Annotated in this window: 15 protein-coding genes; 4 read left to right on the forward strand and 11 right to left on the reverse strand. The window is 74.1% G+C overall.

The features are described 5' to 3' along the window. The first annotated feature begins 296 nt into the window (after positions 1 to 296). Positions 297 to 1,475, forward strand: a complete 1,179-nt coding sequence (locus ACGFIG_RS24850) for an acyl-CoA dehydrogenase (RefSeq protein ID WP_393006700.1) — start codon at positions 297 to 299, stop codon at positions 1,473 to 1,475. 394 nt (positions 1,476 to 1,869) lie between these two features. Here ACGFIG_RS24850 and ACGFIG_RS24855 read toward each other — a convergent pair whose 3' ends face one another. Beyond that, positions 1,870 to 3,612, reverse strand: a complete 1,743-nt coding sequence (locus ACGFIG_RS24855) for a hypothetical protein (RefSeq protein ID WP_393006702.1) — start codon at positions 3,610 to 3,612, stop codon at positions 1,870 to 1,872. 280 nt (positions 3,613 to 3,892) lie between these two features. Between ACGFIG_RS24855 and ACGFIG_RS24860 the strand changes: the two genes are divergently transcribed. Further along, positions 3,893 to 5,548: an ABC-F family ATP-binding cassette domain-containing protein gene (locus tag ACGFIG_RS24860; protein WP_393006704.1), complete on the forward strand. Its 1,656-nt coding sequence runs from the start codon at positions 3,893 to 3,895 to the stop codon at positions 5,546 to 5,548. 31 nt (positions 5,549 to 5,579) lie between these two features. Here ACGFIG_RS24860 and ACGFIG_RS24865 read toward each other — a convergent pair whose 3' ends face one another. Together ACGFIG_RS24865 and ACGFIG_RS24870 are read right to left on the reverse strand one after the other, a co-directional pair. After that, positions 5,580 to 6,062, reverse strand: coding sequence for a cation:proton antiporter regulatory subunit (locus ACGFIG_RS24865; RefSeq protein ID WP_393006706.1), 483 nt, complete (start codon positions 6,060 to 6,062; stop codon positions 5,580 to 5,582). 193 nt (positions 6,063 to 6,255) lie between these two features. Beyond that, the gene (locus ACGFIG_RS24870; RefSeq protein WP_393006849.1) at positions 6,256 to 7,203 is read right to left on the reverse strand and encodes an N-acetylmuramoyl-L-alanine amidase; all 948 of its coding nucleotides are present in this window, start codon (positions 7,201 to 7,203) and stop codon (positions 6,256 to 6,258) included. 932 nt (positions 7,204 to 8,135) lie between these two features. Here ACGFIG_RS24870 and ACGFIG_RS24875 point away from each other — a divergent pair. Together ACGFIG_RS24875 and ACGFIG_RS24880 are read left to right on the forward strand one after the other, a co-directional pair. Next, on the forward strand, positions 8,136 to 8,813 hold the full coding sequence (locus ACGFIG_RS24875) for a hypothetical protein (protein WP_393006708.1): 678 nt from the start codon (positions 8,136 to 8,138) through the stop codon (positions 8,811 to 8,813). 195 nt (positions 8,814 to 9,008) lie between these two features. Continuing rightward, a complete protein-coding gene (locus ACGFIG_RS24880; protein WP_393006710.1) occupies positions 9,009 to 9,593 on the forward strand; it encodes a LuxR C-terminal-related transcriptional regulator in 585 nt (194 codons plus the stop codon). Between the two features lie 26 nt (positions 9,594 to 9,619). On the opposite strand, the gene ACGFIG_RS24885 is transcribed toward ACGFIG_RS24880, so the two are convergent. The 8 genes from ACGFIG_RS24885 to ACGFIG_RS24920 form a co-directional block, all read right to left on the reverse strand. Then, positions 9,620 to 9,829: a response regulator transcription factor gene (locus ACGFIG_RS24885; protein ID WP_393006712.1), complete on the reverse strand. Its 210-nt coding sequence runs from the start codon at positions 9,827 to 9,829 to the stop codon at positions 9,620 to 9,622. Between the two features lie 69 nt (positions 9,830 to 9,898). Further along, complete coding sequence (locus ACGFIG_RS24890; protein ID WP_393006714.1) at positions 9,899 to 13,075, reverse strand: amino acid adenylation domain-containing protein; 3,177 nt, start codon at positions 13,073 to 13,075, stop codon at positions 9,899 to 9,901. Continuing rightward, positions 13,065 to 14,066 carry a 2,3-diaminopropionate biosynthesis protein SbnB gene (gene sbnB, locus ACGFIG_RS24895; protein ID WP_393006716.1) on the reverse strand — a complete coding sequence of 334 codons (1,002 nt, stop codon included), beginning with the start codon at positions 14,064 to 14,066 and terminating at the stop codon, positions 13,065 to 13,067. Before sbnB ends, ACGFIG_RS24890 begins: the two co-directional genes overlap by 11 nt. After that, on the reverse strand, positions 14,060 to 15,076 hold the full coding sequence (gene sbnA, locus ACGFIG_RS24900) for a 2,3-diaminopropionate biosynthesis protein SbnA (protein WP_393006718.1): 1,017 nt from the start codon (positions 15,074 to 15,076) through the stop codon (positions 14,060 to 14,062). Before sbnA ends, sbnB begins: the two co-directional genes overlap by 7 nt. Next, positions 15,063 to 15,518 carry an aspartate 1-decarboxylase gene (gene panD / locus ACGFIG_RS24905; protein ID WP_393006720.1) on the reverse strand — a complete coding sequence of 152 codons (456 nt, stop codon included), beginning with the start codon at positions 15,516 to 15,518 and terminating at the stop codon, positions 15,063 to 15,065. Before panD ends, sbnA begins: the two co-directional genes overlap by 14 nt. Before the next feature lie 2 nt (positions 15,519 to 15,520). After that, complete coding sequence (locus ACGFIG_RS24910; RefSeq protein ID WP_393006722.1) at positions 15,521 to 16,798, reverse strand: MFS transporter; 1,278 nt, start codon at positions 16,796 to 16,798, stop codon at positions 15,521 to 15,523. Continuing rightward, positions 16,795 to 23,337 carry an amino acid adenylation domain-containing protein gene (locus tag ACGFIG_RS24915; protein WP_393006724.1) on the reverse strand — a complete coding sequence of 2,181 codons (6,543 nt, stop codon included), beginning with the start codon at positions 23,335 to 23,337 and terminating at the stop codon, positions 16,795 to 16,797. Before ACGFIG_RS24915 ends, ACGFIG_RS24910 begins: the two co-directional genes overlap by 4 nt. After that, entirely contained in the window at positions 23,334 to 25,226 is a 1,893-nt protein-coding gene (locus tag ACGFIG_RS24920) for an amino acid adenylation domain-containing protein (RefSeq protein ID WP_393006726.1), read from the reverse strand. Before ACGFIG_RS24920 ends, ACGFIG_RS24915 begins: the two co-directional genes overlap by 4 nt. Positions 25,227 to 25,234 lie beyond the last annotated feature (8 nt).

Consider the following 25,234-nt stretch of genomic DNA (forward strand, 5'->3'; position numbering starts at 1 on the left):
CGCTAATGACCCCGGCGCGGCCGGTGCACCTTGCGGAATGCGGTCACGACCAGCCCCGGTGGTACGCCACCAGCACGGCGCGGGGACCGTCGGCGCAGGTCCCGGAGCCGGCTCGTCCGGCGCGACGGCAGGGCGCAAGCGAGAAGATGCGGCGCTGTCGCGCGGCGTCGCATGCTCGGTCCTGCTGGATACGAGGAACGTTTCGTACCGGGTGTGCGGTCCTGTGGTCCGGCGGCGGGCGGGCCGCGAGGTGCACCCGAGGCCGATGACCGCTGTCGAGACACGAGGAGGACGTGGTGTCGCCAGAAGCCGTATCGCGGGATGAGCTGCTCAAGCGGGCCGAGGACCTGGTTCCCCTGATCCGTTCCCGAACCGCCTGGTCGGAGGAGCACCGCCGCCCGCACGACGACGTCGTGGAGGCGCTCGCCGGGTCCGGGATGACCGACCTGCGCCGCCCCCGCCTGTACGGGGGGCTCGAGACGAGCGCCCGTACCCTGGTCGAGGTCATCTCCGTGTTGGCCCACGGTGACGGGTCGACGGCGTGGAACACCGGGGTCTGGGCCATCGGTGACTGGTTGGCGGGCAACTTCCCCGACCACGTCCAGGACGAGGTCTTCGCCATCCCGCACACCCGCATCTGCGTGGTGCTCAGCCCCACGGCGGTGGCGACCGCCGCGCCGGGCGGTCTGACCGTCAACGGCAGCTGGCACTTCATGAGCGGCGCCCACCACAGCCACTGGCAGGTGGTGATCGCGATGGCGCCGGCACCGGACGGTTCACAGTGGCCGGTGGCCGCGCTCGTGCCGATGTCGGAGCTGGAGATCGTCGACGACTGGCACACCACCGGCCTGGTCGGCACCGGCAGCGTCACCACCGTCGCCAAGGACGTCTTCATCCCGCAGGAGCGGGTGCTGCCGATGGTGGCGATCCTCCAGAGCCAGTACGCCTCCGAGCGCAACGCCACCTCGCCGGTGTACAACACCCCGATGATCCCCACCGGTGCCGCCGGGTTCATCGGGGTCGCCATCGGGCTCGCGCAGGCCGCCCGGGACGAGTTCCTGCACCGCCTTCCGGGCCGCAAGATCACCTACACCGGGTACGAGCACCAGGCCGACGCTCCCGTGACGCACTTCCAGGTGGCGGAGGCGTCGTTGCTGGTCGACGAGGCCGAGTTCCACGCGTACCGGATGGCCGACCTGCTCGACGACAAGGGCGCCAGCGGCGAGCCGTGGAAGATGGACGAGCGGATGCGCAACCGCGGCTGGCTCGGCCGGGTGGTGCACCAGTCCAAGGCCGCCGTCGACGTCCTCGCCACCGCCAGCGGCGGCTCGTCGCTGTACCGGTCGGTGCCGATCCAGCGGATCCAGCGCGACATCCAGGCGTTCAGCCTGCACGCGTTGATGCACCCGAACACCAACTTCGAGCTGTACGGCCGCGGCCTGTGCGGCCTGGAGCCCAACACCATGTACCTCTGAGCATCCGGAGCGGCCCGAGGGTGGGCCGTCGACGCGCGCCGACCGCCGAGCGTGCGTCCGCCGCGCGTCGCCGGCGTCCCCGCCCGCACCGTACCGATGACCCGGCCGACCGGCGCCCACCGCGCCGGTCGGCCTCGTCGTTCCCGGGCCGGCACGGCCCGGGTGTCCTGCGCCGTGGCCCGGGAGCCGTCGCCGGCCACCTCGGCGGCCCTCGCAGCGGGGGAACATGCCGCGAGGCGGTCCTCGCGGACCGGCCGGCGCGGGAAGCCCGTACGGAGGCGGGCGGCAGTGGACCGTTCCTTCCAGGCATCCGGCGCGCGTGATCCGCGCCGGATGTCAGCAGAGCCGGGCAGCGTTCCCGGCGGTCGCGCGGTGGCACCGCTGGCCGGTCCGCTCAGGCCGGCAACGACCCCGTCACCGGGACCACCGAGCCGTTGGGAACCCAGGCGGACCGGGCGGCGCCGTGCTGGTGGCCGCCCTGCCCCGGCACGTACAGCGCCGAGGCGGCGTAGAGGCGCAGCTCGCCGCGACGACCGCCGTCGCCCAGGTACCGGTGGTAGCCGACCGCGGTGGCGGGCGCGCCGGGAAAGAGCCGGTCGAGATCGCGCAGGTAGCGGGCGGCGTCAGCCTGGCGGGGATCGAAACGGAGGGCGAGCAGCGGTGCCGCCGGTATCTCCAGCAGCGGCCCGGTGAGCAGCCAGGGTGCCAGATAGCTGCCCTCGGCCAGCCGGCCGCCGCCGGCCACCTGCCGCAACACGGCCTCCGCGCCGGTCCAGCCGGCGACCACGAAGAGCGGGTGGCGTCCGCTGTCGGCAACCGGGAGCCCACGTGCCGCCGCCGCGGCGCGGACCTCCGCCACGGCACGGACGCCTCGGGGAGAGTCGTCGCCGACCACCGAGATCGCCGACACCCCCCGTCCGGCGACGAAGCCGACCATCGCCCGCAACGCCTCGGCGTCCTCGGCGCTGAGCCCGTCGGCCGGGCAGGACGACACCGGGCGCGCCGGCCCGGTCAGCGCCGAGCCGAGGCTGGCACTGGCACACTCCGGGCCGTCCGGTCCGGTCAGCCGGGCATCGTCGACGCGGTCGTGGCCGGTGTCCACCGGCAGCCAACCCGTGGCCGTGCCCTTCCCGATCCAGAGCCGGCTCGCCCCGGCCGGAAGGCGTACGTTGACCCAGCTTCCGGTGCTGCCCGGCCGGGTCGTGCCGGCGGTGAGCCGGGTGCGCCCGGTGCCGGCGGAGGCCTTCGCGGAACCGATCTGCACCAGGTTCCAGCCCGGCCGGTTCGGACTGACCAGGACGGGTAGCCGCTCGGTGCCGACGTTCACGGTGCGGAGCAGCGGCACCCCCGCGACGGCGGGCGGTGGCGGCGGGGGGAGCAGCGGCAGCACCGCGGCCACGACGAGGGCGAGCGCGGCCATCGCGCCGGCCACCCCGGCCGGCCGGACCGGCGCGTCGGGGTGGGCGAGCACCAGGACGGCGACCACCAGGGCCGCGACGACGACCACCACGGCGAGCACGGTCAGCCGACCGAACCAGGTCAGCGGGGCCCACCGGTCGGGGCGTACGCCAGCCGCGTAGCCGGCCAGCGCCGTGGCCGTCGCGGCGGCGAGCAGGGCCGCCACCAGGGCCGTCGCCCCGGTGCGACGCAGCGATCCGATGACGGCCACCAGGGCGGCCGCGCTGATCGCCGCGCTAAGACCCGCCACCCGGACCGCCTCGATCACCGGCTGGTCCGCACCGGCGGTGGCACCGACGCGTACCGCGAGGAGCAACCAGGTCGCGACGGCGGCGACGCGCAGCGTGCGGGGTCGACCGAGCAGCAGCGGCAGGACGAGGGTCGCCCCGGCCAGCAGCGCCACCGGCGTGACGGGCGCCGGGTCCACCTCGGTGCCGAGTACGCCGCAGAGGGCGGCGGCGACGGCCGTGAAGGTCAGCGCGGGGCGTACGCGGCGGGTGGTGTGCGGCGCGGCGAGCGCGAGGCCGACCGCGACGGGGGTGGCCAGCAGGACGACGATCCGCAGGAACAGCGCGACGGCGGGCGGCTCGGCACTCGCCGCGTTCACCCCGGCAGCCCAGGCGGGCCCGGCATCGAGCAGGAGCGTACCGGTCGCGACGGCGACGACAGGATGCGACACGCTTGATCGTCACCCGCGACCCCTGCGGACGCACCTTCCTGCGTGCGGTCCACCGCCGCCGCCGATGCGGCCGGTCGCGCCACCCGACCGGGCCGCATCCGGACGGGTGGCGCCGCCGGCGCTGCTAGGGTCGTCGTCGTGGCACGAGGTATCTGGTCGCAGAAGGTCCGCTCCGCCCGCTGACGGCGGCGCCCTCTCCTGCTGAACGCGCTCGCCGTCCCGGTTCCCGCCGGGCGGTCGCCTGACGCTGCCCGGCTCCACGACGAGCTGCGGAGCACCGTTGAACCTCATCCCGAACCCCGAAACCACGTCCCTGCCCGTCGAGGCGGGCGGTGGCGCGCACGTGCGCGCCACCGACGTCACCGTCATCCGCGGGTCCCGGCGCGTCTTGAACGACGTCTCGGTCACCGTGTCCGCCCGAGCGCGGGTCGCCGTCGTCGGCGAGAACGGCCGCGGCAAGACGACGCTGCTGCACGTCCTCGCCGGCCTGATCCCGCCCGACGAGGGCACCGTGCACCGGGCCGGCACGATCGGCCTGGCCCGGCAGGAGTTGACCGTACGAGATGGCGGGACCGTCGGCACCCTGACGTCCGAGGCGCTGGCCGCGTCGCTCGGGGCCCTCGCCGCGCTGGACGAGGCGACCAGCGCCCTGGCCGCCGGCGATCCCGCTGCCGACGACCGCTACGCCGCCGCGCTCGACGCCGCCACCCGGCTCGACGCGTGGGACGCCGAGCGCCGCGTCGATGTCGCCCTGGAGGCCCTCGCCGCCTGCACGGACCGCGACCGCCCGCTGTCGACGCTGTCGGTCGGGCAGCGTTACCGGGTGCGGCTGGCGTGCCTGCTCGGCGCGCGGCACGACGTGCTGCTGCTCGACGAGCCGACCAACCACCTCGACGCCGGCGGGCTGGACTTCCTGACCCGCCGACTGCGCGAGCACGACGGCGGCCTCGCCGTCGTCAGCCACGACCGGGCGCTGCTGCGCGACGTCGCCGACCGGTTCCTCGACCTCGACCCGACCCGTGACGGCAGGCCGCGTCTGTACGCCGGTGGCTACGACGCCTGGCAGGACGCCCGGCGCCGCGAACGTGAGCGCTGGCAGCAGGACCACGAGGAGCAGCAGATCGAGCACCGGCGACTGCAGGACGCGGTGTCCCGGGCCCGCGACCGGCTCTCCACCGGCTGGCGGCCGGACAAGGGCACCGGCAAGCACCAACGCCAGTCCCGCGCGCCGGGCGTCGTGCAGGCGCTGCACCGCCAACAGGACGCCCTGCACGCGCACCGGATCGACGTGCCGGAGCCACCGCCGACGTTGCGGTGGCCCGACCTGGGCGCACGACCGGGGGCGCCGCAGGTGCGGGCGCACGGCGTCGCAGTCGACGGGCGCCTGGCCGGTCCGGTCGACCTCACCCTCGACGGCGGCGACCGGCTGCTCGTCACCGGAGCGAACGGCGCCGGAAAATCCACGCTGCTCGCCGTGCTGGCCGGTTCGCTCCCGCCCGACGAGGGGCACGTCTGGACGGCAACGGCGGCACGGGTGGCCCTGATCAGCCAGGAGACCGCCGAGCAGGACCCGGAACGCACCGCCCGCGAGGTGCACGCCCGCCACGCGGGGCGGCTGGTGGCTCGCGGGGTGCTCCGCGACGGCGACGTCGTCGCGCTCGGGTCGCTCGGGCTGCTGGACTCCGAGGCGATGCGTACGCCGATCGGGCGGATGTCGCAGGGGCAGCGGCGGCGCGTCGACCTGGCGCTGGCGCTGGCCGGGCGGCCCAGCCTGATCCTGCTCGACGAGCCGACCAACCACCTGTCGTCGGCGCTGGTCGACGAACTGACGGGGGCGATCCGCGACACGAGCGCCGCCGTCGTCGTCGCCACGCACGACCGGCAGCTGTTACGGGATCTCGCCGACTGGCCGCGCCTGGAGATCAAGGGTCGGTAGCGTGCCCGGGGAGAGGGGCCGGTGGGCCGTGTCAGCCGCTGACGAACAGCTCACGGAGCTCGGCGAGGCCCGTACTGCCGCCGACGGCCACCAGCGAGTCGCCGGGTTCGAAGGTGAAGTCGGGATCCGGCGACGGGATCACGCGGTCGTCGCGGACCACGGCGACGATCGACGCGCCGGTGCGGGTCCGCGCGCGCGTGTCACCGAGCCGGCGGCCGAGGTACGGCGACCGGGCGGGAATCGGCAGGCGTACGGTCTCGACGCCGTCCATCGGCGGCGTCAACTCCGTCAGGTGGTCCATCACCAGGGGGAGACCGAGCAGCTCGGCGATCGTCCGCGGCTCCGCGCCCTCCAGCGCCAACGTGTACCGCACCCGCTCGGGGTCGTCGGAGTCGTAGAGCACGATGTCGCGTCGACCGTCGTCATGCACGATCACTGCGCCTCGCTGGCCCGCCCCGGTGGTGAACGTGTACGACACTCCGACACCGAAGAGCCGGGTCCTCTCCAGGTTCACGTCTCCGCCTCCCGTGGACGGGTGCGCCGCGGCCGGACGCCTCGACCTCCAGACTAGGCCACGCCGCCGCGGCGGGCGGCGTTCTCGACGGCAGCCGGCCGACGTGGGCGAGGGTCCCCTGCCAGGCGCGCTGGCAGGGGACCCTCGCTCGTACACGTGGCCGCCGGATCACCGGCCGGTCGGTGTTGCGGTGCTAGACGCGGGTGACGCGGATCGCGTCGGCGATCACGTAGCCGGTGCTACCGGACCACCGGCTGACACCCACCTTGTTGGCGTCCCCGGCGGCCAGGGTGAAGGTGCCCAGCGAGCGCCATCCACCACCGTTGGCTGACTGGTTCACGTTGACTGTCTGGTTGCCGCTGCTGGTCACCACGACGTACGGCGTGGTGGCGTTGTAACCGGCGACCGCCGGGTACCAGGCCTCCACCCGGTAGGTGGCGGTGGCCGGGATGTTCACCTTGTACCAGGCGACGTCGCTGGCCGCGACCGGGTCGGCGAACCGGTAGTCGGTGCCGTAGCGCTGCGACGAGTACGTCGAGGTGCCCCAGTTCGCGCTCGCGGTGAACCGGCCGGCGGTGGTGTTGTCCACGATGGTCGACCAGGAGGGCGGCGGCGTGGTGGTGCCGGTGACGAGCTGCATGTAGTAGGTCCAGTTCCAGTTCGGACCCGGGTCGGTGTGCGTGGCGCCCGGCACCTGGTTGTGACCGATGATGTTGTTGCGGGTCTTCGGGATGCCGTACTTGTCGCACAGGTACCGCGTCAGCGCGGCCGATGACCGGTACATCGCGTCGGTGTACCAGGAGGCGTTGTCGACGTAGCCCTCGTGCTCCAGACCGATCGACTGGGTGTTGTAGGTCCAGTTGCCGGCGTGCCAGGCGACGTCCTTGTCCCGCACCATCTGGGTCACCGCTCCGTCGGAGGAGCGGAGCAGGTAGTGCGCGCTGGTGCCGGCGGCGGCGTTCTGGAACCAGCTGATCGAGCCGGAGTAGCTGCCCTGCATGGTGTGGATGACGATGTAGTTGATCGGGTACGACGACTCGCGGCTCGACACCGTGTAGTTGGACGAGTTCGCCGGCACCCAGGCCGCCGGGCCGTAGTCGGTGCTCTGGATGCCGATGTCGGCGGCGCCCACCGGCGCCACGTCGGCGTACTCGCCCCGCTGGGGCGCGACCGAACGGCCGGCCACGGTGACCTGGCCGGTGGCCGTGGTCGCGCTGAAGCCGCTGGCGAGCAGGTCGTACACGGCGTCGGCGTAGAGCCGTGCGGTGGCCCGGTCCGACGAGCCGCCGTAGCGGGCGACGACGCCGTACCACTGGTTGACGTCGTCGCGCTGCGTCGGGGTCAGCCCGGCCTGGTCGGCGTACGAGCGGAGCACCGCCGCCGCGCCGGTGACGTTCGCCGCGTCGCGGCTGCGCAGTTCGGCACGGTCCAACCGGGTACGGCGCGCGGCCTCGTCGAGGGTCTGCACCTTCGGGTTGCTGGTCAGGTGCATCACGCCGTACCCGCCGGAGGCGCTGGGTTCGCCGTTGTGGTTGTCCAGCCGGGTCTCCGCGTACCCGAGCGCGGCGAGCAGGTCGCGCGGTACGTCGGAGCGGGCTGCCGCCTGGTCGAAGGCGACGGCGAGCGTCTTCGTGTCTTGCTGGGGCCCGGCCTGGGCCGGCTGGCCGGTCAGCCCGATCGTCAGGATCATTGCCCCGCCGAGCAGTTGGCTCACCCGGCGTGAGGGTCTCCGCACAGTCACCGTCACTCCTCATCGACTGCGAAGGGGCGACCGTGATCACGCCGCCCGGTTCGCCGTACCATATAGCTCGACGTTCGTCTATGTCGAGACCTTGCGCCGAGCTTCTTGCTGGCGAAGGATTCCTTCACCGGGTGGGCGTCGGGACGAGCGGCACCCCTAACTCCGGCGGGAAATAGCGACATTTGCATATCTGAGCGTTAACATCCAGCCGGTCGTCCGGCTGGCCGTCCACGAACCGGCCAACCGGACGCCGTCCTCGAACCAGTTGCGCGAGCGACGGCCGGGGACACCGCGCCGCACTCGCCCGTCCCCTGAATTGGCAGGCAGACACCGTGAACCTGAAAAGAATCACCGCCGTCTCGGCGGGCCTCCTGCTCGCGATCGGCATGGCCCTGGCACCCACCCCGGCGGCTCAGGCCCACGCCGTCGCGGACACGGTGAACATCTACCCGCCGATCCAGGGCGCCTCCACCTGGGACCGCTTCGGCGTGTCCGGACCGGCGAGGCACCACCGGGTCTTCTCGAACTGGGGATACCTCAACGACTGGTCGGTCGACATCTACCGCAACCCGGGCGCGACCGTGGTGTCGCCCTTCGGCACCAAGACCGCAGCCGGGCACGCCGTGACGGTCCGGGTGGTCACCGTCAGGGCCGGCTGCGCCACCGGGCAGCTGGCCGACGGCGGATACCGCATCGGGCTCGAGGCGCGTGACGCCAGCACCGGCGAGATCCTCGGCCGGGCGGACGTCATGCACGTCACCAACAAGCCCGCCGGCATCTACGTCGGCGCGACGGTCGGCCCGTGGACCAAACTCGGCGAGACGGGCCGGTTCCGCTGGTCGACCTGCTACCAGGTCAACGGCGACAGCGGCGCGCACATCCACCTGGAAGTGATCAACCAGCACCGGTACTCGTGCTACATCCACCGGGGCGCGAACACGGCGCTGACCGACCTGACCGTGGTCGGTCGGGTCGGAACGCACAAGTCGGGCCCGGTCCAGACCTGCTGATCGGCCCTCCGACCCTGCGTGTCCGGCCCGCCCCGCGCGGCGGGCCGGACCCGGGGCCTCGCGGACGCCGCCGGTGACGGCGGCGTGCCGCCTGCCGGTGCGGGAATATGGGGGCCGTTCCCCGTACCGGTCGCCGGGGCCGCGGTGACATTCTCCTTGCCGTCCGTCAGCGACGAGGAGCCAGGAGTGATGCGCATGGACGAGCAGACACGGGTGCAGGTCATCGCCGCCGATCCGGCGGTACGGGCCGGGGTCGACGACATCGTGCGGGCCTGCCCGGAGCTGACCGTGGTGGCCGACCGGCCGGACGTGGTGCTGATGGTGACCGCCGAGGTCAGCGACGCCGTGCTGGTCCTGTTGCGCTCGCTGTCCCGCGCCGGCCGGCGGGTGCTGCTGATGACCGACACGACGGGGGAGTCGGATGTGGTCGAGGCCGTGGAGGCGGGTGCCGGCGGACTGCTGCGCCGGTGCGAGGCCCGCCCGGAGCGGTTGCGCCCGGCGATCCGGGCGACGGCCGGCGGCAGCTTCACCGTACCGTCGGACCTGCTGACCCGGGCCGGCGACCGGGCGCCGCAACGGCCGGTGGCCCGGCAGCTCACCAAGCGGGAGCGGGCGGTGCTGCTCATGCTCGCCGACGGGCACGAGACCGCGGAGATCGCCCGCTCGCTGGCCTACTCGGTCCGCACCGTGACCGGCATCGTGCACACGATCACCCAGCGCTGGCAGGTGCGCAACAGGGCGCACGCCGTGGCGCGCGCCCTGCGCGAGGGGCTGATCTGAGTCGGACGCGAGGGGGCTGATCCGAGTCAGATCAGCCCCTGCCGGATGGCGTACGCGGCCGCATGGACCCGGTTGGACACCTGCAACCGGGCCATGAGGTCGTAGATGATGTTCTTCACGCTGTGCGGCGAGCAGCGCAGCTCCCGCGCGATCCCCGCGTTGTCGTAGCCCTCGGCGACGAGTTCGAGCACCCGCAGTTGCTGGGCGGTGAGTACGGGCTTCGACTCGTTTCTCATGATCGTCTCCTGGCCTGGTGGGCGTGGTGGCACCTTCCGGCCCAGGCTAGGAACGGCCCACCGGCCCGCTCATCGGGCCGCCTCACCCACATTGTCGGCCGCCGCCCCCGCATTCTCCGCGGCGGAAACCGCGACCCACTGCCGCGCCAACCTCCCGACCGCCTGGTCGGGACGGCGCACCGCCGCCGTGAGGATGCCGGTGAAGCTGTCGGCGATCGAAGCCGCGCGGTCGGCGGTGAACAGCTCGCCGTGGTACTGCAACCACCCGGTCAGCCGCGTCCCTTCCTCCCGCACGGTGAGCAGCAGGTCGAAGGGGGAGCCGCCCTGGCCGTGCCGCAACGGTTCGGCGGTGACCCCGGGGAGCCGGAGCCGACCGGTCAGGTCGCCGAGAAGTTGGAAGGCGACCTGGACCACCGGGTTGTGGCGCAGGTCGCGCTTCGGGCGCAGCGCCGTCACCAACCGGTCGAACGGGTACCCCTGGTGCCGGTACCCGGCCAGCGCCACGTCGCGTACCTGGCGCAGCAGGTCGGTGAAGGTCGCCCCGGACGGGCAGGGCAGCCGCAGGGCGAGGGTGTTGGCGTACATCCCGATGCCGTTCCCGGCCTCCTCCGTGTCGCGGTTGCCGGCGAAGGTACCGATCACCAGGTCGTCGCGGCCGGCCAGCCCTCCGATCAGCACGGTGAACGCGGTGAGCAGCACCATGTACGGGGTCGAGCCGGTGGCCCGGGCCAGGGCCCGTACCGCGGCGGTGGTCTCCGCCGGGAGACCGAACCGGAGGGTGGCCCCGGCCGGCCGCGGGCGCGCCGGTCTGGGCCGGTCGGTCGGGAGGTCCAGGGTGGACGGCGCGCCGGCGAGGTGCCGACGCCAGTAGTCGAGGTCGGCCGGGTCGGTCGGCGGGAGCGGGGCCGGCGGCAACGGGTCGACGGCCTCCGCGTGGCCCTGGCGGCGCCGCGCGTACGCCTGGCAGAGGTCGCGCCACAGTACGTCCATCGACCAGTCGTCGGCGATGATGTGGTGGACGGTGGCGGCCAGGACGTGATCCCCGGAGGCCAGCCGCAGCAGGGCGACCCGCAGCAACGGCCCCTCGGCGAGCGCGAACGGCACGGCGGCGAGCCGTTCGACGGCCACCTCCGCCTCGGCGACGTCGGCCACTGCGCGCACCTCGATCGGCACCCGGGCGTCCTGCCCGACCTGCGCGTACGGCACGCCGCGCCGGGACCCGAAGGTGGTCCGCAGGGCCGGGTGCCGGCGTACCGTGTCCGCCAGGGCGGCGCGCAGCGCGTCGACGTCGACCGGTCCGCGCAGCCGGTAGGACTCGACGATCGTGTAGGTGGTCGACCCCGGATCGAGCTGGTCGGCGAACCAGATCCGGTGCTGGGCGGCGCTGAGCGGCCCTTTGGCCGGCCGGTCGGCGTCGGCGCCCGGTGCGGCCGACGGCGGGGCCCCGCCGCCTGCGGCCCCCGCGCCGGTCGCCGGACCACCGCCGGTGCCCCGCGTGGCGAGTTCGGCCACGGTGGCGGTGAGCACGTCGGCGGGGGAGAGCGAGCAGCCCCACAGTTGGCGGACGCGGGAGCAGACCCGGGTGGCCGCCAGCGAGTCGCCGCCCAGCTCGACGAAGGTGTCGTGCACCCCGACCGGCCCGGTGCCGAGCACCTCGGCCCAGAGGTCGGCGAGCCGGCGCTCGTCGTCGGTACGCGGGGCGACCCGCTCCCCGTCGGCGAGCCGGTGCCCGTCGGGCGCGGGCAGGGCCGCCCGGTCCAGTTTGCCGCTCGGGCTGACCGGCAACGCCGGCACGGCCACGAACACCGACGGGACCAGGTACCCGGGCAGCCGTTCGGCGAGGTGGGCCCGGAGCACCCGGACGGCGGGGACGGTGCCGGCCACGACGTACCCGACGAGCTGCCCGGCGTGCACCGCCGTGGCGGCGGCGCGTACCCCCGGGACGGCACGCAGCGCGGCGTCGATCTCACCGAGTTCGACCCGGTGACCCCGGATCTTGACCTGGTGGTCGATCCGGCCCAGGTAGTCGATCGCGCCGTCGGGCCGCCGCCGGGCCAGGTCCCCGGAGCGGTACAGCCGCGAGCCGGGCGGGCCGAACGGGTCGGGAACGAACTTCTCGGCCGTCAGCCCCGGCCGGTCGAGGTAGCCGCGGGCGAGCTGCACCCCCGCCAGGCAGAGCTCGCCGACCTCCGCCGGTTCGCCGCGCTCGTCGAGGATGTGGGTGCGGGTGTTCGCCCCCGCGTGCCCGATGCTGACCGGCTCGCCCGCCCGGCAGCGCCATTCGGTGACCTCCACCGCCGCCTCGGTCGGGCCGTAGAGGTTGAGCAGCTCGCAGCCGACCAGCTCGTCGGCCTCGGTGACCAGGTCGTCGGTGAGCTCCTCGCCGCTGCAGGTGATCCGGCGCAGGCTGGGCAGGCGGGCCCCGGTGTCGCGAACCTCGGCGAGGAACACCCGCAGCATGGACGGTACGAAGTGGATGGCCGTGATCCCGTACCGGCGGATCGTGTCGACCAGGTAGGCCGGGTCGCGGTGCCCACCCGGGCGGGCCAGCACCAGCCGCGCGCCGGCGGCCAGGGTGCCGAAGACCTCCGGCACCGAGACGTCGAAGCCGTACGGGGACTTCTGGAGCACCCGGTCGTCGGGGCCCAGCGGATGCGCGTCCAGCCCCCAGCGGACCCGGTTGACGATGGCCCGGTGCGGGACCACCACGCCCTTGGGCCGGCCGGTGGAGCCGGAGGTGTAGAGGACGTACGCCGGGTGTTCCGCGTCGACGGCGACCTGCGGTGCCGGGGCCGGCCAGCCGGTGCCCTCCCGGGTGACCGACACCGTGGCGACGTTCCGGCCCGCCTCGGTGAGGGTCGGCAGGTCCGGGTCGGCCACCAGGGTGTGCAGCCCCGCGTCGGCCACCAGCAGGGCGAGCCGCCGGGGCGGGTGATCCGGGTCCAGCGGCACGTAGGCGGCGCCGGCGGTGAGGATGCCGAGCAGCGCCACCACCATGTCGCCGCCCCGGTGCAGGCACACCCCGACCCGGGACTCCGGGCCGACGCCCCGGGCGACCAACTGGTCGGCGAGCCGGTTGGCCCGCCCCACCAGTTCGGCGTAGCTGAGCTGTTCGCGCTCGGTGACCACGGCCACGGCGTCCGGCGTGCGCGCCGCCTGCCCGTGCACCAGCTCGTGCAGGGCCGGCTGTCCCGGGTACGGCGTGGCCGTGTCGTTCCAGGGTGCGACGGCGGGCTCAGTCGGCATCCGGGTCCTCCGGCGGGACGGTCAGGAAGTCCGGCAGCCGGGTGCCGGTGCCGTCGCGTTCCGCGGTGCGCCGTACCAGCTCGGCCACGGCGAGGTCGAGCACGCCCAGGCCGAACGGCGAATAGACGGTGACCCGGTGCGGATCGTGCCGCCAGGACGCCCCGTCCAGGATCTCGCCGATGCCGGCGGCGATGAAGTCGCGGTTGCCGGTCTCCTGTTCCGCCAGGTGCAGCGAGGTGGCCGCCCGGCAGACGTGGTCGGCGTCGTCGACCACGTTGACGGCGGTGATGATGTCCGCCGGGAAGATGTCGCGCAGCGACAGGTGCAGCACGAGTGCCCCCGGCCGACAGTGCGCCAGCCCCAGGTGCGGTACGCCCGCCGTCGTGGCCAGGCAGACCAGCGGGTGGGCGCCGAGGGCCTCCTCGACGTCGCCGGCGACGCGTACCTTCAGGTCCCACCGCGCGCAGCGCCGGGCGAACGCGGCGGCCCGCCCGGCGTCCAGGTCGAAGACGGTCACCTCCGTCAGGCCGGGCAGCGCCGCGCGGAGGAACCGCAGCACCTCGAAGTTGATCACGCCGCAGCCGATCAGGGAGACGCCGCCGGCCGGCGGGGCGAGGGCGCCGGCGGCCAGGGCGGCGCTGGCGGCCGTCCGCCGGGCGGAGATGGTGGCGCCCTCGATCAGCGCGACCGGGTGGCCGTCGGTCATCGAGTTCACGACGATCGCGGCGGAGGCGCGGGCCAGCCCCCGGTCGACGTTGCCGGGGAAGGACGAGATCCACTTCATGCCGGCGACCGGCGCATCGTCGCCCAGGTACGCGGGCAGCCCGATGATCCGGTTGCGCGCGTCCTCGGGGAACCGCAGGAACACCGAGTGCGGCAGCACGGTACGCCCCCGCGCGTGCAGGACGTAGGCGCGGCGGACCGCGTCCAGGACGGCGTCCTCGCGGCCGGCCAGGATCTGCCGGACCTCGGCGGCGGATGCGATCAACATGGCGGCACGCTCATGCTCCGGTCCCTCCACAGGTGGGCGACGTCGCCGAAGTGCCCGGTCACCCAGTCGTCGTCGTAGATCGTGTTCAGGTAGCGCTCGCCCCGGTCCGGGAAGATCAGCGCGCACGTCGCGCCCGCCGGGATCAGGTCGCGCAGCTGCCGCACGGCGGCCACCACCGCGCCGGACGAGCCGCCGGCGAGGATGGCCTCCCGGCGGGCCAGCCGGCGGCACCCGGCCACGCAGTCCAGGTCGTCGACGTGCACCACCTTGTCGGCCAGCCCGTCCCGGTAGAGCTTCGGCCGGATCCCCGCGCCATGGCCGGGGATGAGCCGCTTGCGCGGGGGATGGTCATCGAAGATCGCGCTGCCGGCGGCGTCCACCGCGACGATGGTCAGCGCCAGTGCGTGCCGGCGCGCGTAGTCGGCGCAGCCGCGCAGGGTGCCGCAGGAACTGGTCGCGCAGAACAGGAAGTCCAGCGGGGCGGGCACCCCCTCGACGATCTCCCGCATGGTCGTCTCGTGGGCGCGGGGGTTCAACGGGTTGGCGTACTGGTCCGGCCACCAGGCGTTCGGGATGGTCGCGACCAGCTCCTGGACCCGGCGGATGCGTTGCGGCAGGTACTCGCCGGTGGCGGGGTCGGTACGGGTCACCACCTCCACCTCGGCGTCGAACGCCCGCATGACCGCGATGTTCTGCGCGTTCGTCCGGGGATCCACCACGCAGATGAACCGGATGCCGAAGTAGCGGCACACCTGGGCCAGCCCGATGCCGAGATTGCCCGAACTGGACTCGACCACCACCGACCGGCCGGGTTGCAGCTGCCCGGCCCGGAGCCGGTCGATCAGCATGCCCAACGCCGAGCGGTCCTTGATGCTGCCGCCCGGGTTGTGCGCCTCCAGCTTCGCCCACAGGGTGAACGGGGCGTCGGGCATCAGCTTGTCCAGCCGGACCAGTGGGGAGCCGCCGATCGCGTTCAGCACCCCGCCGACGTCGGTCTCACCGGGGGGCATGTTCGCTCCCGCTACGGCGCTCCGTAGCTGCCCGCAGGGTGTGCCCGGAGACGGTCGCGGTGCCGGGGATCGCCTCGGCCGGGTCGTCGGTGGTGCCGAGCATCCGGTTGGCCTCGTCCACCATCACCACCCGGGGCGTGTACCCCTTGGCGTCCGGGTCGGCCATCGCCGCGTAGCTGATGATGATGACCAGGTCGCCGGGGTGGATCAGCCGCGCCGCGGCCCCGTTGATCCCGATGACCCCGCTGCCGCGTTCCCCGGCGATGACGTACGTCTCCAGGCGGGCACCGTTGTTGATGTCCACCACGTGCACCTGCTCGCCGGCGAGCAGGTCGGCGGCGTCCATCAGATCCTCGTCGATGGTCAGCGAGCCGACGTAGTGCAGGTCGGCCTGGGTGACCACCGCGCGGTGGATCTTCGATTTCAGTATGGTGCGCAACACCTTCAGCTCCTCCTAGGGGGCTCGATCGGCAGAAAGTCCGCTCGACGTACCGAGCGGCTCAGCGTCGCCAGTGCGGCGAGCAGGACCATCCAGACGGCCATCGACCACGCGGCGTGGGTCGGCCCGAGTGCCTCCAGCAGGTAGCCCCCGGCCAGGGAACCGGCCGCGACCGCGCCGTTGGCCAGCAGGCTGACCGCGCTGAGCACCCGGCCCTGGATGCGATCGGGGGTGCGGGCCATCTGGTAGCCCGCGACCGCCACGTTCCAGATCGGCCCCACGAACCACATCAGGGCGTACGCGGCACCGATCAGGTAGCGGTCGTCGGTGACCGCGATGACGGTGGCCATCAGCGCCCACACCCAGTTCGCGGCGATGACGATCGTGCGCATCGGGAACCGGCCGGCGCACCAGGTCGCCACCAGCGAACCGAGCACCCCGCTGGTGCCGGCCACCCCGAGCAGCAGGCCGATGGCCGCGGGCGCCGCTCCGGCGGCCTCGAACGCCACGATGACGATCAGGAACAGGACGCGGAACAGCAGGTTGCTGCCGGCGACCAGCAGGGTGGCCGTCCGCAGGAACGGCTGCCCCCACAGCCAGCGCAGCCCGTGGGTGAGTGCGACGGCCGGCGTCCCGGTGCCCGCGTCCGGGGCGGTCGCGCCGCCCGGCGCGGCCTGGAAGTCGCGGCGGATGAACAGCAGCGTCACCAGGGAGACCAGGTAGGAGACCGTGTCCAGCACGAACGGCCAGGCCCGCCCCAGCCCGAACAGCACGCCGCCGAGCGGGGTGCCGGCCATCACCGCGGCCCGCTCCCGGGCCTCGTTGCGCGACAGCGCGGTGGTCACCTGACTCGGGTGCACCACGTTCGGGATTGCGGCGCCGGCCGCCAGCTCGTACGCGACCGACAGCGTCCCCTCGACGAACCCGACGGCCAGCACGTGCCACAGGTGCAGCTCGCCGCCGGCGATCGCCGCCACGATGCTGCCCACCCCCAGCGCACGCAGCACGTCGCACCAGATCATCACCCGCCGGCGGTCCCACCGGTCCACCAGCGCTCCGGCCGGCAGCTGGAACAGCAGCGTCGGCAGCAGCGATACGAAGCCGGCCAGCCCGGCGGCGCCCGGCGAGCCGGTCAGCGCCAGCACCAGCAGCGGGTACGCCACCAGCGACGCGGTCGAGCCGAGCATGGAGACCGCCGACCCGCTCCACAGCAGCAGGAAGTCCCGGTTGCGGTGCAGCGGTGGGATCCGCTCCCCGGCGACCGGACCGTCGAGCCGGGTCACCGGGCACCCCGGCGGGCGGCGACGTCGGCCAGCCGGTTGCGGGCGGTCAGCCTCGGCAGCGCCCGCTGGTCGTCGAGCTTCGGATAGCCGGGCAGCGCTCCGGCCAGCCGGGCGACGGTCGGGTGGTCGAACAGGGCCCGGACCGGCACGTCGACGCGCAGCAGCGTACGCAGCCGGATCGCGACCCGGGTGGCCAGCAGCGAGTGCCCGCCGGCCTGGAAGAAGTTCTCGTGCACCCCCACCTCGTCGGTGCCGAGCACCTCGCCCCACACCTGCGCGACCGTCCGCTCGTCGGCGCTGCGCGGCGCCGCCCGTACGGGTTCGCGGCCCCCGTCGGCCCCCGGGCGCGGCACCGGCAGGGCGTTGCGGTCGACCTTGCCGGTCGGGGTGAGCGGCAGGGCGTCCAGCGGTACGTAGGCGGCCGGGCACATGTGGTCCGGCAGGGTGCGGAGCAGGAACTCGCGCAGCTGTGCACCGGTCGGCACCGGGTGCTCGCCGCCGACCAGGTACGCGACCAGTTCCTGCTCCCCGCCGTACCGCTGCGGGTGCACCACGGCGGCCCGGACGTGCCGGTGGGCCAGCAGCGCCGCCTCGATCTCGGCCGGTTCGATCCGGTGCCCCCGGATCTTCACCTGGTGGTCGACCCGGCCGAGGATCTCCAGGTGCCCGTCGGCGTGCCAGCGGGCCAGGTCGCCGGTGCGGTACATGCGCGCACCCGGCAACGCGGAGTGCGGGTCGGGGACGAACCTGTCCGCGGTGAGCGCGGGCCGGGCCCGGTAACCCCAGGCCACCCCGTCCCCGCCGATGTGGACCTCACCGGGGACGCCGACCGGCACCGGCTCCAGCCGCTCGTCCAGCAGGTAGAGCCCGGCGTTCGGGGCCATGCCGAAGTCGACGGGCCGGCCGTCCGGAGCCAACCGGGTCGTGGTGGACCAGACCGTGGTCTCGGTCGGCCCGTAGATGTCCCACACCGTGGCCCCCGCCGAGGCGAGCCGGACCGCCAGTTCGGTCGGCAGCTTCTCGCCGCCGCAGAGGACGACCGTGCCGGCGGGCGCGGACCAGCCGGAGTCCAGCAGCATCCGGTAGGTCACCGGGGTGGCCTGGAGCACCGCCGGCCGGGCGGTGTCGATCAGCTCGGCCATCCGCTGCGGGTCCCGGGTCTGCTCCGCGTCGGCCACCACCACCCGGCCGCCGACCAGCAGCGGCAGGTACAGCTCCAGCACCGAGGGGTCGAACGACACGGTGGTCAGCCCGACCACGGTGGCGCCGGCCGGCAGACCCGGCCGGTGCCGCATCGCGGCGAGGAAGTTGCCCAGCCCCCGGTGGCTGATCATCACCCCCTTCGGGGTGCCGGTCGATCCCGAGGTGTAGATGACGTACGCCAGGTCGTCGGCGGACGGCCGGTCGGTCAGCGGCCGCTGCGGACGGGCGGCGATCGCCGCGTGCTCGGCGTCCAGCAGCACCGTGCGGATGCCGGCGGTGTCCAGCCGCCCGGCCAGCGCGGTCCCGGTCACCATCACCTGCGCGCCGGCGTCGGCCAGCATGAAGGCCGTCCGCCGCGCCGGGTGGTCGGGATCCAGCGGCAGGTACGCGCCACCGGCGGCCAGCACCGCGAGGAACGCCACGACCAGGTCGGCGCCGCGGTACAGGTGCACCCCGACCAGCGTCCCCGGCCCGACGCCCAGCTCCCGCAGGTGGTGGGCGAGACGGTTGGCCCGGCGGTCCAGCTCGGCGTAGCTGAGCACGTCGTCGCCGAAGACCACCGCGTCCGCGTCCGGGGTGGCCGCCACCTGCCGGGCGACCAGCTCGGGCAGCGTCGCGTCCGGGACCGGCAGCGGGCCGCCGGCGCCCAGCTTGAGCAGGACGCGCCGGTCGGGCTCCGGCAGTCCGACCCGGCGCGGGTCGCCCGCCGGGTCGGCGACCATCGCCTCCAGCACCCGCCGGTAGGTCCGGGTGACCAGGTCCAGGTGGCCGTCGGAGATCCGGTCGGTGCCGGCCTCGATGATCAGCTGACCGGGCTCGCTGGACACGGAGAGGCCGAACTCGTTCGGGGTGGTGTCGGTGATCGCCGACCGGTCGATGCCGTCCAGGTCGAGCACGTGCATGTCGGTGTAGTTGAAGAAGATGTCGACCAGCGGCTGCTGGTTGCCCCACTCGCGTTGCATCGCCGGCAACGGGTAGTGCCGGTGCGGCCAGAGCGCGACCTCCTCGGCGAAGACCTCGCGGGCCTGCCCGGCCCAGCTCGATCCGGTCAGCTCCACGGCGAACGGAACGGTGTTGAGGAACATCCCCCGCGCCTGGTCACCGTCGGTCAGCTCGGGCCGTCCGTTGCAGACCAGCCCGCTGTGGAAGCGCCGCTGCCCGGTCAGGGTGCCCAGCACGGCCAGGTGCGCGGTGAACAGCAGGCTCTTCAGCGGTACGTCCGCCGTGCGGGCCAGCTCCCGCAGGCCCGGCATGAGGTCGGCGAAGGGCAACCGCACCGCCCGGTACCGGGCACCCGTACCCGCCCATGCCATCGGGACAGCGAGCCGCTCGTGGGTGCGTACCCGGGACGCCCAGAACTCCCGGTCCACTCCGGCGGCCACGGCCCGCCGCTCCAGGGCCACCGCGTCGGCGAACCGGACGGCCGGTGCCGGGGCGGGCCGCGGATCCTGCCCGTCGCGGATCCGGCGGTAGTACGACAGCAGCTCCGGGACCAGTGAGTTCTGGCTCCAGCCGTCCAGGACGGCGTGGCTGTAGCTGACCAGCAGCCGCCACCGGTCGTCGGTCAACCGGTAGGCGTGCAGCCGCAGCAGCGACGGCGTACCCAGGTCGAACCGGTCCCGCCGCTCCTCGGCGACCAGCCGGGCCACCGTGCCTTCCCGCTCGGCGACCGGCACGTCCCGCAGGTCGGTGTGGCCGACCCGGATCTCCGCGTCCGGGTGGATCAGCTGGAGCGGCTCGCGGTAGGAGGTCAGATCGATCGAGGCCCGCAGGATCTCGTGCCGGGCGGCGAGCAGCCGGGCGGCGGCGCGCAGGGCCGGCAGCGCGAACGTGTCGCCCTCGACCGGGTAGCAGAGACTGTTCAGGTAGAGCTCGCCGGTCGGATCGGCGAGCATCTCGTACGCCATGCCGGCCTGCACCATCGACAGCGGGTACGCGTCGACCACGCCCTCGGGCAGCCGGGCCCGGTCCTCCTGGTGGATCAGCGCGAACCGCTCCACCAGGCGGGTGGCCCCGGTCGGCAGTCCGCGTTCCCGGGCGTCGACGGCGTCGGCGAGCTCGGCGACCGTCCGGTACCGGAAGAGATCGGTGACGGTGACGTCGAGTCCCTGGTCGCGGAGGTTCCCGACGACCCGGATGGCGCGGATGCTGTCGCCGCCGATGTCGAAGAAGCGGTCGTGGACGCCGATCGGTCCGCTGTGCTCGGCGAGCGCCTGGGCGTAGGCGGCGACGACCAGGTGCTGGGTGGGGGTGGTCGGTGGGGTGTGGTCGCCGGTCCGCGCGGCCTGGGCGTCGGGCGGGGCGAGCGCGTTGCGGTCGATCTTGCCGCTGCTGGTCAGGGGCAGTGCGGGGAGGGTGATCCAGCGGGTGGGGACCATGTACTCCGGCAGCTGGGCGCGCAGGTGGGCGCGCAGCGTGTCGGGGTCGACGGGATGGCCGTCGGCGACGACGAGGTAGGCGACGAGTTGCCGGTCGTCGCCGGGGCCGTGCGGGTGGACGACGGCGGTGTGGACGCCGGGATGGCCGGCCAGGGTGGCTTCGATCTCGCCGAGCTCGATGCGGTTGCCGCGGATCTTGACCTGGTGGTCGAGGCGGCCGAGGTACTCGATCGTGCCGTCGGGGCGCCAGCGGGCCCGGTCGCCGGTGCGGTACGCGCGCCGACCGCCGTCGGTGGGGGTGAAGCGTTCGGCGGTGCGGGCGGGTTGACGGTGGTAGCCCCGGGCGAGTTGGACGCCCGTGAGCAGGAGTTCTCCGGGGACGCCGACGGGCACGGTGTTGCCCCAGCGGTCGTGGATGTGGGTGCCCGTGTTGGCGATCGGGGCGCCGATGGTGACGGCACGCCCGGGGTGGACCGGGGTGGCGGTGACGTCGACGGCGGCCTCGGTGGGACCGTAGAGGTTGTGCAGCTCGACGTCGAGATGGGCGTGCACGGCGGCGGCGAGGTCGTCGGGGAGGGCCTCGCCGGAGCAGATGACGCGGCGGAGGTGGGGCAGCGTGGTGCGCGTCGTGGCGAGATACGTGGTGAAGGCGCGCAGCATCGACGGGACGAAGTGGATGGTGGTGACGCGTCGCCGGTCGATGGTCTCGGCGAGGTAGGTGGGGTCGCGGTGCCCGTCGGGGCGGGCCATGACCAGGGCGGCGCCGGCCGTCAGGGGCCAGAAGAACTCCCAGACGCTGACGTCGAAGGTGTGCGGGGTCTTCTGCAGGACCCGGTCGGCGTGGTCGAGGCGGTAGGCGTCCTGCATCCAGCGGAGACGGTTGACGATGGCGCGGTGGTCGACGAGGACGCCCTTGGGGCGGCCCGTGGAGCCCGAGGTGTAGATCAGGTAGGCGGGGTTGCGGTCGTCGGCGCTGACGTGGGGACGCCCGCCGGGTTCGTCGGCGAGGGTGGCGTCGTCCAGGTGGACCCGTGGGCCGGCGTGCCAGTCGTGCTGGTCGGGGGTGTCGACGAGGGTGATCGGGTCGCCGGTGTCGGTGAGCATCCAGCGCAGCCGCTCGACGGGATGGGTCGGGTCGAGCGGGAGGTACGCGGCGCCGCTCTTGAGCACGGCGAGCAGGGCCACGGTGAGCGCGACGCGGCGTCGCGCGCTGACGGCCACGATCTGTTCGGGGCCGGCGCCGAGGGCGATCAGCCGGTGGGCGAGCTGGTTGGCGCGGGCGTCGAGCTCGGCGTACGTCAGCTCCTCGGCATCGTCGAGCACGGCGACCGCGTCGGGGGTGGCGTCCGCCTGCGCCTCGATCAGCTCGTGCAGCAGGGTGTGGCGGGGATGGTCGACGGCGGTGTCGTTCCAGGCCGCGAGCTGGGCGGTCTCGGTGCCGGTGAGCATGGGCAGCCGGGTGACCGGGGCCTGTGGGTCGGCGACGATCGCGCTCAACAGCTGCCGGTAGTGCCCGGCCAACCGCTCGGCGGTCGCGCCGTCGAACAACGCCGTCGCGTACTCGACCACCGCGGCGAAGGAGCCGTCCGCCTCCTCGGCCATCTGCATGGTCAGGTCGAACTTCGCGGTGTGCCAGAGCGTGGGGACCTGCCGCGCCCGCAACCCCGCCCCGGCGAAGTCGGCCGCCGTGGCGTTCTGCATCACGAACATGGTCTGGAACAGCGGGTTGCGGGACAGGTCCCGCTCCGGGGCCAACGCGTCGACGATCCGCTCGAACGGCACGTCCTGGTGTGACTGCGCGTCCAGCACCGTCTCGCGGACCCGGGCCAGCACCTCGACGAAGGTCGGCTCGCCGGACAGGTCGGTGCGCAGCACCAGCGTGTTGACGAAGTACCCGATCAGGTCCTGGACCTCGGGCCGGGTACGCCCGGCGACCGGGGTGCCCACCGCCACGTCGGTCTGCCCGGTGTAGCGGGCCAGCAGGACCTGGAACACGGCCAGCAGCACCATGAACGGGGTCGCCCGGTGCCGGCGACCGAGCGCGGCGAGGGCGCGCCCGAGGTCGGCCGGCACGGTGAACGGCAGCGTCGCACCCGTCGGGTCCTGCACCGGCGGGCGGGGCCGGTCGGTCGGCAGTTCCAGCGGCACGAGGCCGGCCAGCCGGTCGCGCCAGTGGTCGAGCTGACCGGTCCAACCGGCCGCCCGCTCCCGCTGCCGTAGCGCGAAGTCCGCGTACTGGATCGGCGGCGGGGCGAGCGGGGCCGGTACGCCGGCGACCAGCGCCGGGTAGAGCGCGCCGAGTTCCCGGGCCAGTACGCCGACCGACCAACCGTCGAACGCGATGTGGTGGGCGACCAGCACCAGGACGTGCTCCTGCTCGGCGAGCCGGACCAGCTGGACCCGCAGCGGCGCGTCCCGCCCCAGGTCGAACGGCACGCTCGCCTCGTCCCGGATCAGCGTCTCCAGCAGCTCCCGCCGCTGCGACCCGGCGTACCCGCTGAGGTCGACGACCGGCAGCGCGACCGGCTCGGCCGGGCCGACCACCTGGCTCGGCCGGCCGTCCACCACCTGGTAGCGGGTCCGCAGCACCTCGTGCCGCCGGACCACCTCCCGCCAGGCGTCACGGAGGGCCGCCGGGTCGAGCGGACCGGTCAACCGCCAGCTGAACGGCACGACGTACTCGGCGCCGCCGGGCCGGATCTGGTCGAGCAGCCACACCCCCTGCTGCGGATAGGACAGCGGCAGCGGACCGGCCGGCCGGCGCGGCGAGTCCGGGGTGGTCCGCGACCGGCCGCGCGCCCGCCCGGCCAGCAGGGCCGCCATCAGCGCCTGCCGGCGGTCGTCGGCCGGGGGCGGGGTGCCGGGTAGGGGAAGCGGCGGAGTGTGCGCGGGATCCGTGGCGGTGCCGGCGGGAGCCGGCTCGGGGACGGACCGGGACGGGACCTCGGGAGTCTTCACGCCTTACCCACCTGCGCCAACATCGTCTCCAGTTCGGACTCGGACATCCCCGCCACCCGTTCCTCGACGGCCCGCCGCAGCACCGTCGCCAGCTCCGCCACGGTCGGTGCCTCGAAGACCGCGCTGACCGGCAGGTCGACCGGGAAACGTTCGTGCAGCAGGGCGACGACCTGGGTGGCCAGCAGGGAGTGGCCGCCGAGGTCGAAGAAGTCGTCGTGCACCCCGCAGCCGTCGACGCCCAGCACCTCGGTCCACACCTCGGCGACGGCCTGTTCGGTGGAGTCACGCGGCGCCGTCGGTGCGCCGTCGGTCACCGACCCGGCCGGGGCGGGCGCCGGCAACCGCCGGCGGTCGACCTTCCCGCTGTCGGTCAGGGGCAGCTCGTCGAGGGCCGCCCAGCCCTGCGGGACCAGGTGCTCCGGCACCCGTTCGGCCAGGTACGCGCGGACCGCCCGGTGGTCGACCGGATCCGGTCCGGCCGGCAGCAGGTACGCGACGAGCTGCGGGCCGCCGGCCGCGCCGTGGTGCACGTCCACCACGGCGGCGCGGACGGCGGGGTGCTGGCCGAGCACCGACTCGATCTCGCCCAGCTCGATCCGGAAGCCCCTGATCTTCACCTGGTGGTCCCGCCGGCCCAGGTACTCGATGCTGCCGTCCGGCAGGTGGCGGGCCAGGTCGCCGGTGCGGTACATGCGCTGCCCGGGCCGGCCGGCGAACGGGTCGGGGACGAAGCTGGCGGCGGTCAGCCCTGGCCGGCCGAGATAACCCCGGGCGAGCTGGACCCCGGCGAGCGCCAGCTCTCCGGTCTCCCCGACCGGCACCGGTCGCAGCTCGCCGTCCACGATGTACGTGCGGGTGTTGGCCACCGGGCGGCCGATGGTCACCGCCTCGCCGGGCCGGCAGCGGGTGCTGGTCACCTCGACCGCGGCCTCGGTCGGTCCGTACAGGTTGACCACCTCGCAGTCGAGCCGGTCGTGCGCCGCGACCACCAGGTCCGCGGGGAGCGCCTCGCCGCTGCACAGCACCTGCCGGATCGACGGCAGGGCGGTCCGGCCGGCGGGCAGCACGTCCAGGAAGGCGCGCAGCATCGACGGCACGAACCGGATCGAGGTGACCCCCCGATCGGCCACCACCCGGGCCAGGTACGCCGGATCGCGGTGCCCGCCGGGACGGGCGATCACCAGGGTCGCCCCGGTGGTCAGCGGGGAGAAGATCTCGCACACCGAGACGTCGAAGCCGAACGGCGTCTTCTGGAGTACGACGCCGCCGTCGGCCCCCCGGGCGTCCGGCATCCAGCGCACCCGGTTGACGATCGACCGGTGCGCCACGACGACGCCCTTCGGGCGGCCGGTGGAGCCGGAGGTGTAGATGACGTAGGCGGCGTTGTCCGGACCGGCGAGCGGGCCGGGGTCGCCGTCCGGCAGCCCCCGGTGGTCGTCGTCGACGCGGACCGGGGCGCCGGTGGCGGCGGCCAGCGGCCCGTGGCCGACACCCGGGCCGGTGACGACGGTCGCCGCCTTCGAGTCGGTGAGCAGGTAGCGGATCCGCTCCGCCGGCTGGTCCGGGTCCACCGGCAGGTAGGCCGCGCCGGACTTGAGCACCGCCAGCAGCGCCACCACCAGGTCGACGCCCCGGTGCAGGCACACTCCCACCACCGACTCCGCACCCACCCCGGCTGCCCGCAGCCGGTGGGCGAGCCGGTTGGCCTCGCGGTTCAGCTCGGCGTAGCGGACGGTCCGCTCGTCGGCCACCACGGCGATCGCCTCCGGGGTACGCCGTACCTGCGCCTCGACCAGCTCGTGCAGGCACGGGTCGGTCGGGTACCCGACCTCGGTGTCGTTCCACGCCGTCGGGACCCGGTGCCCGTCGGTCGCGGTCAGCTTCGCCATGGCGGTCA

Source organism: Micromonospora sp. NPDC049048 (assembly GCF_043197615.1).
GTDB lineage: Bacteria > Actinomycetota > Actinomycetes > Mycobacteriales > Micromonosporaceae > Micromonospora.

What these genes read in the sequence shown, in the direction of transcription:
- sbnB (WP_393006716.1), bottom strand. Translation starts at nt 14,066, where the DNA reads ATGTTGATCGCATCCGCCGCCGAGGTCCGGCAGATCCTGGCCGGCCGC.
- ACGFIG_RS24880 (WP_393006710.1), top strand. Translation starts at nt 9,009, where the DNA reads ATGGACGAGCAGACACGGGTGCAGGTCATCGCCGCCGATCCGGCGGTA.
- sbnA (WP_393006718.1), bottom strand. Translation starts at nt 15,076, where the DNA reads ATGCCCCCCGGTGAGACCGACGTCGGCGGGGTGCTGAACGCGATCGGC.
- ACGFIG_RS24920 (WP_393006726.1), bottom strand. Translation starts at nt 25,226, where the DNA reads ATGGCGAAGCTGACCGCGACCGACGGGCACCGGGTCCCGACGGCGTGG.
- ACGFIG_RS24890 (WP_393006714.1), bottom strand. Translation starts at nt 13,075, where the DNA reads ATGCCGACTGAGCCCGCCGTCGCACCCTGGAACGACACGGCCACGCCG.
- ACGFIG_RS24885 (WP_393006712.1), bottom strand. Translation starts at nt 9,829, where the DNA reads ATGAGAAACGAGTCGAAGCCCGTACTCACCGCCCAGCAACTGCGGGTG.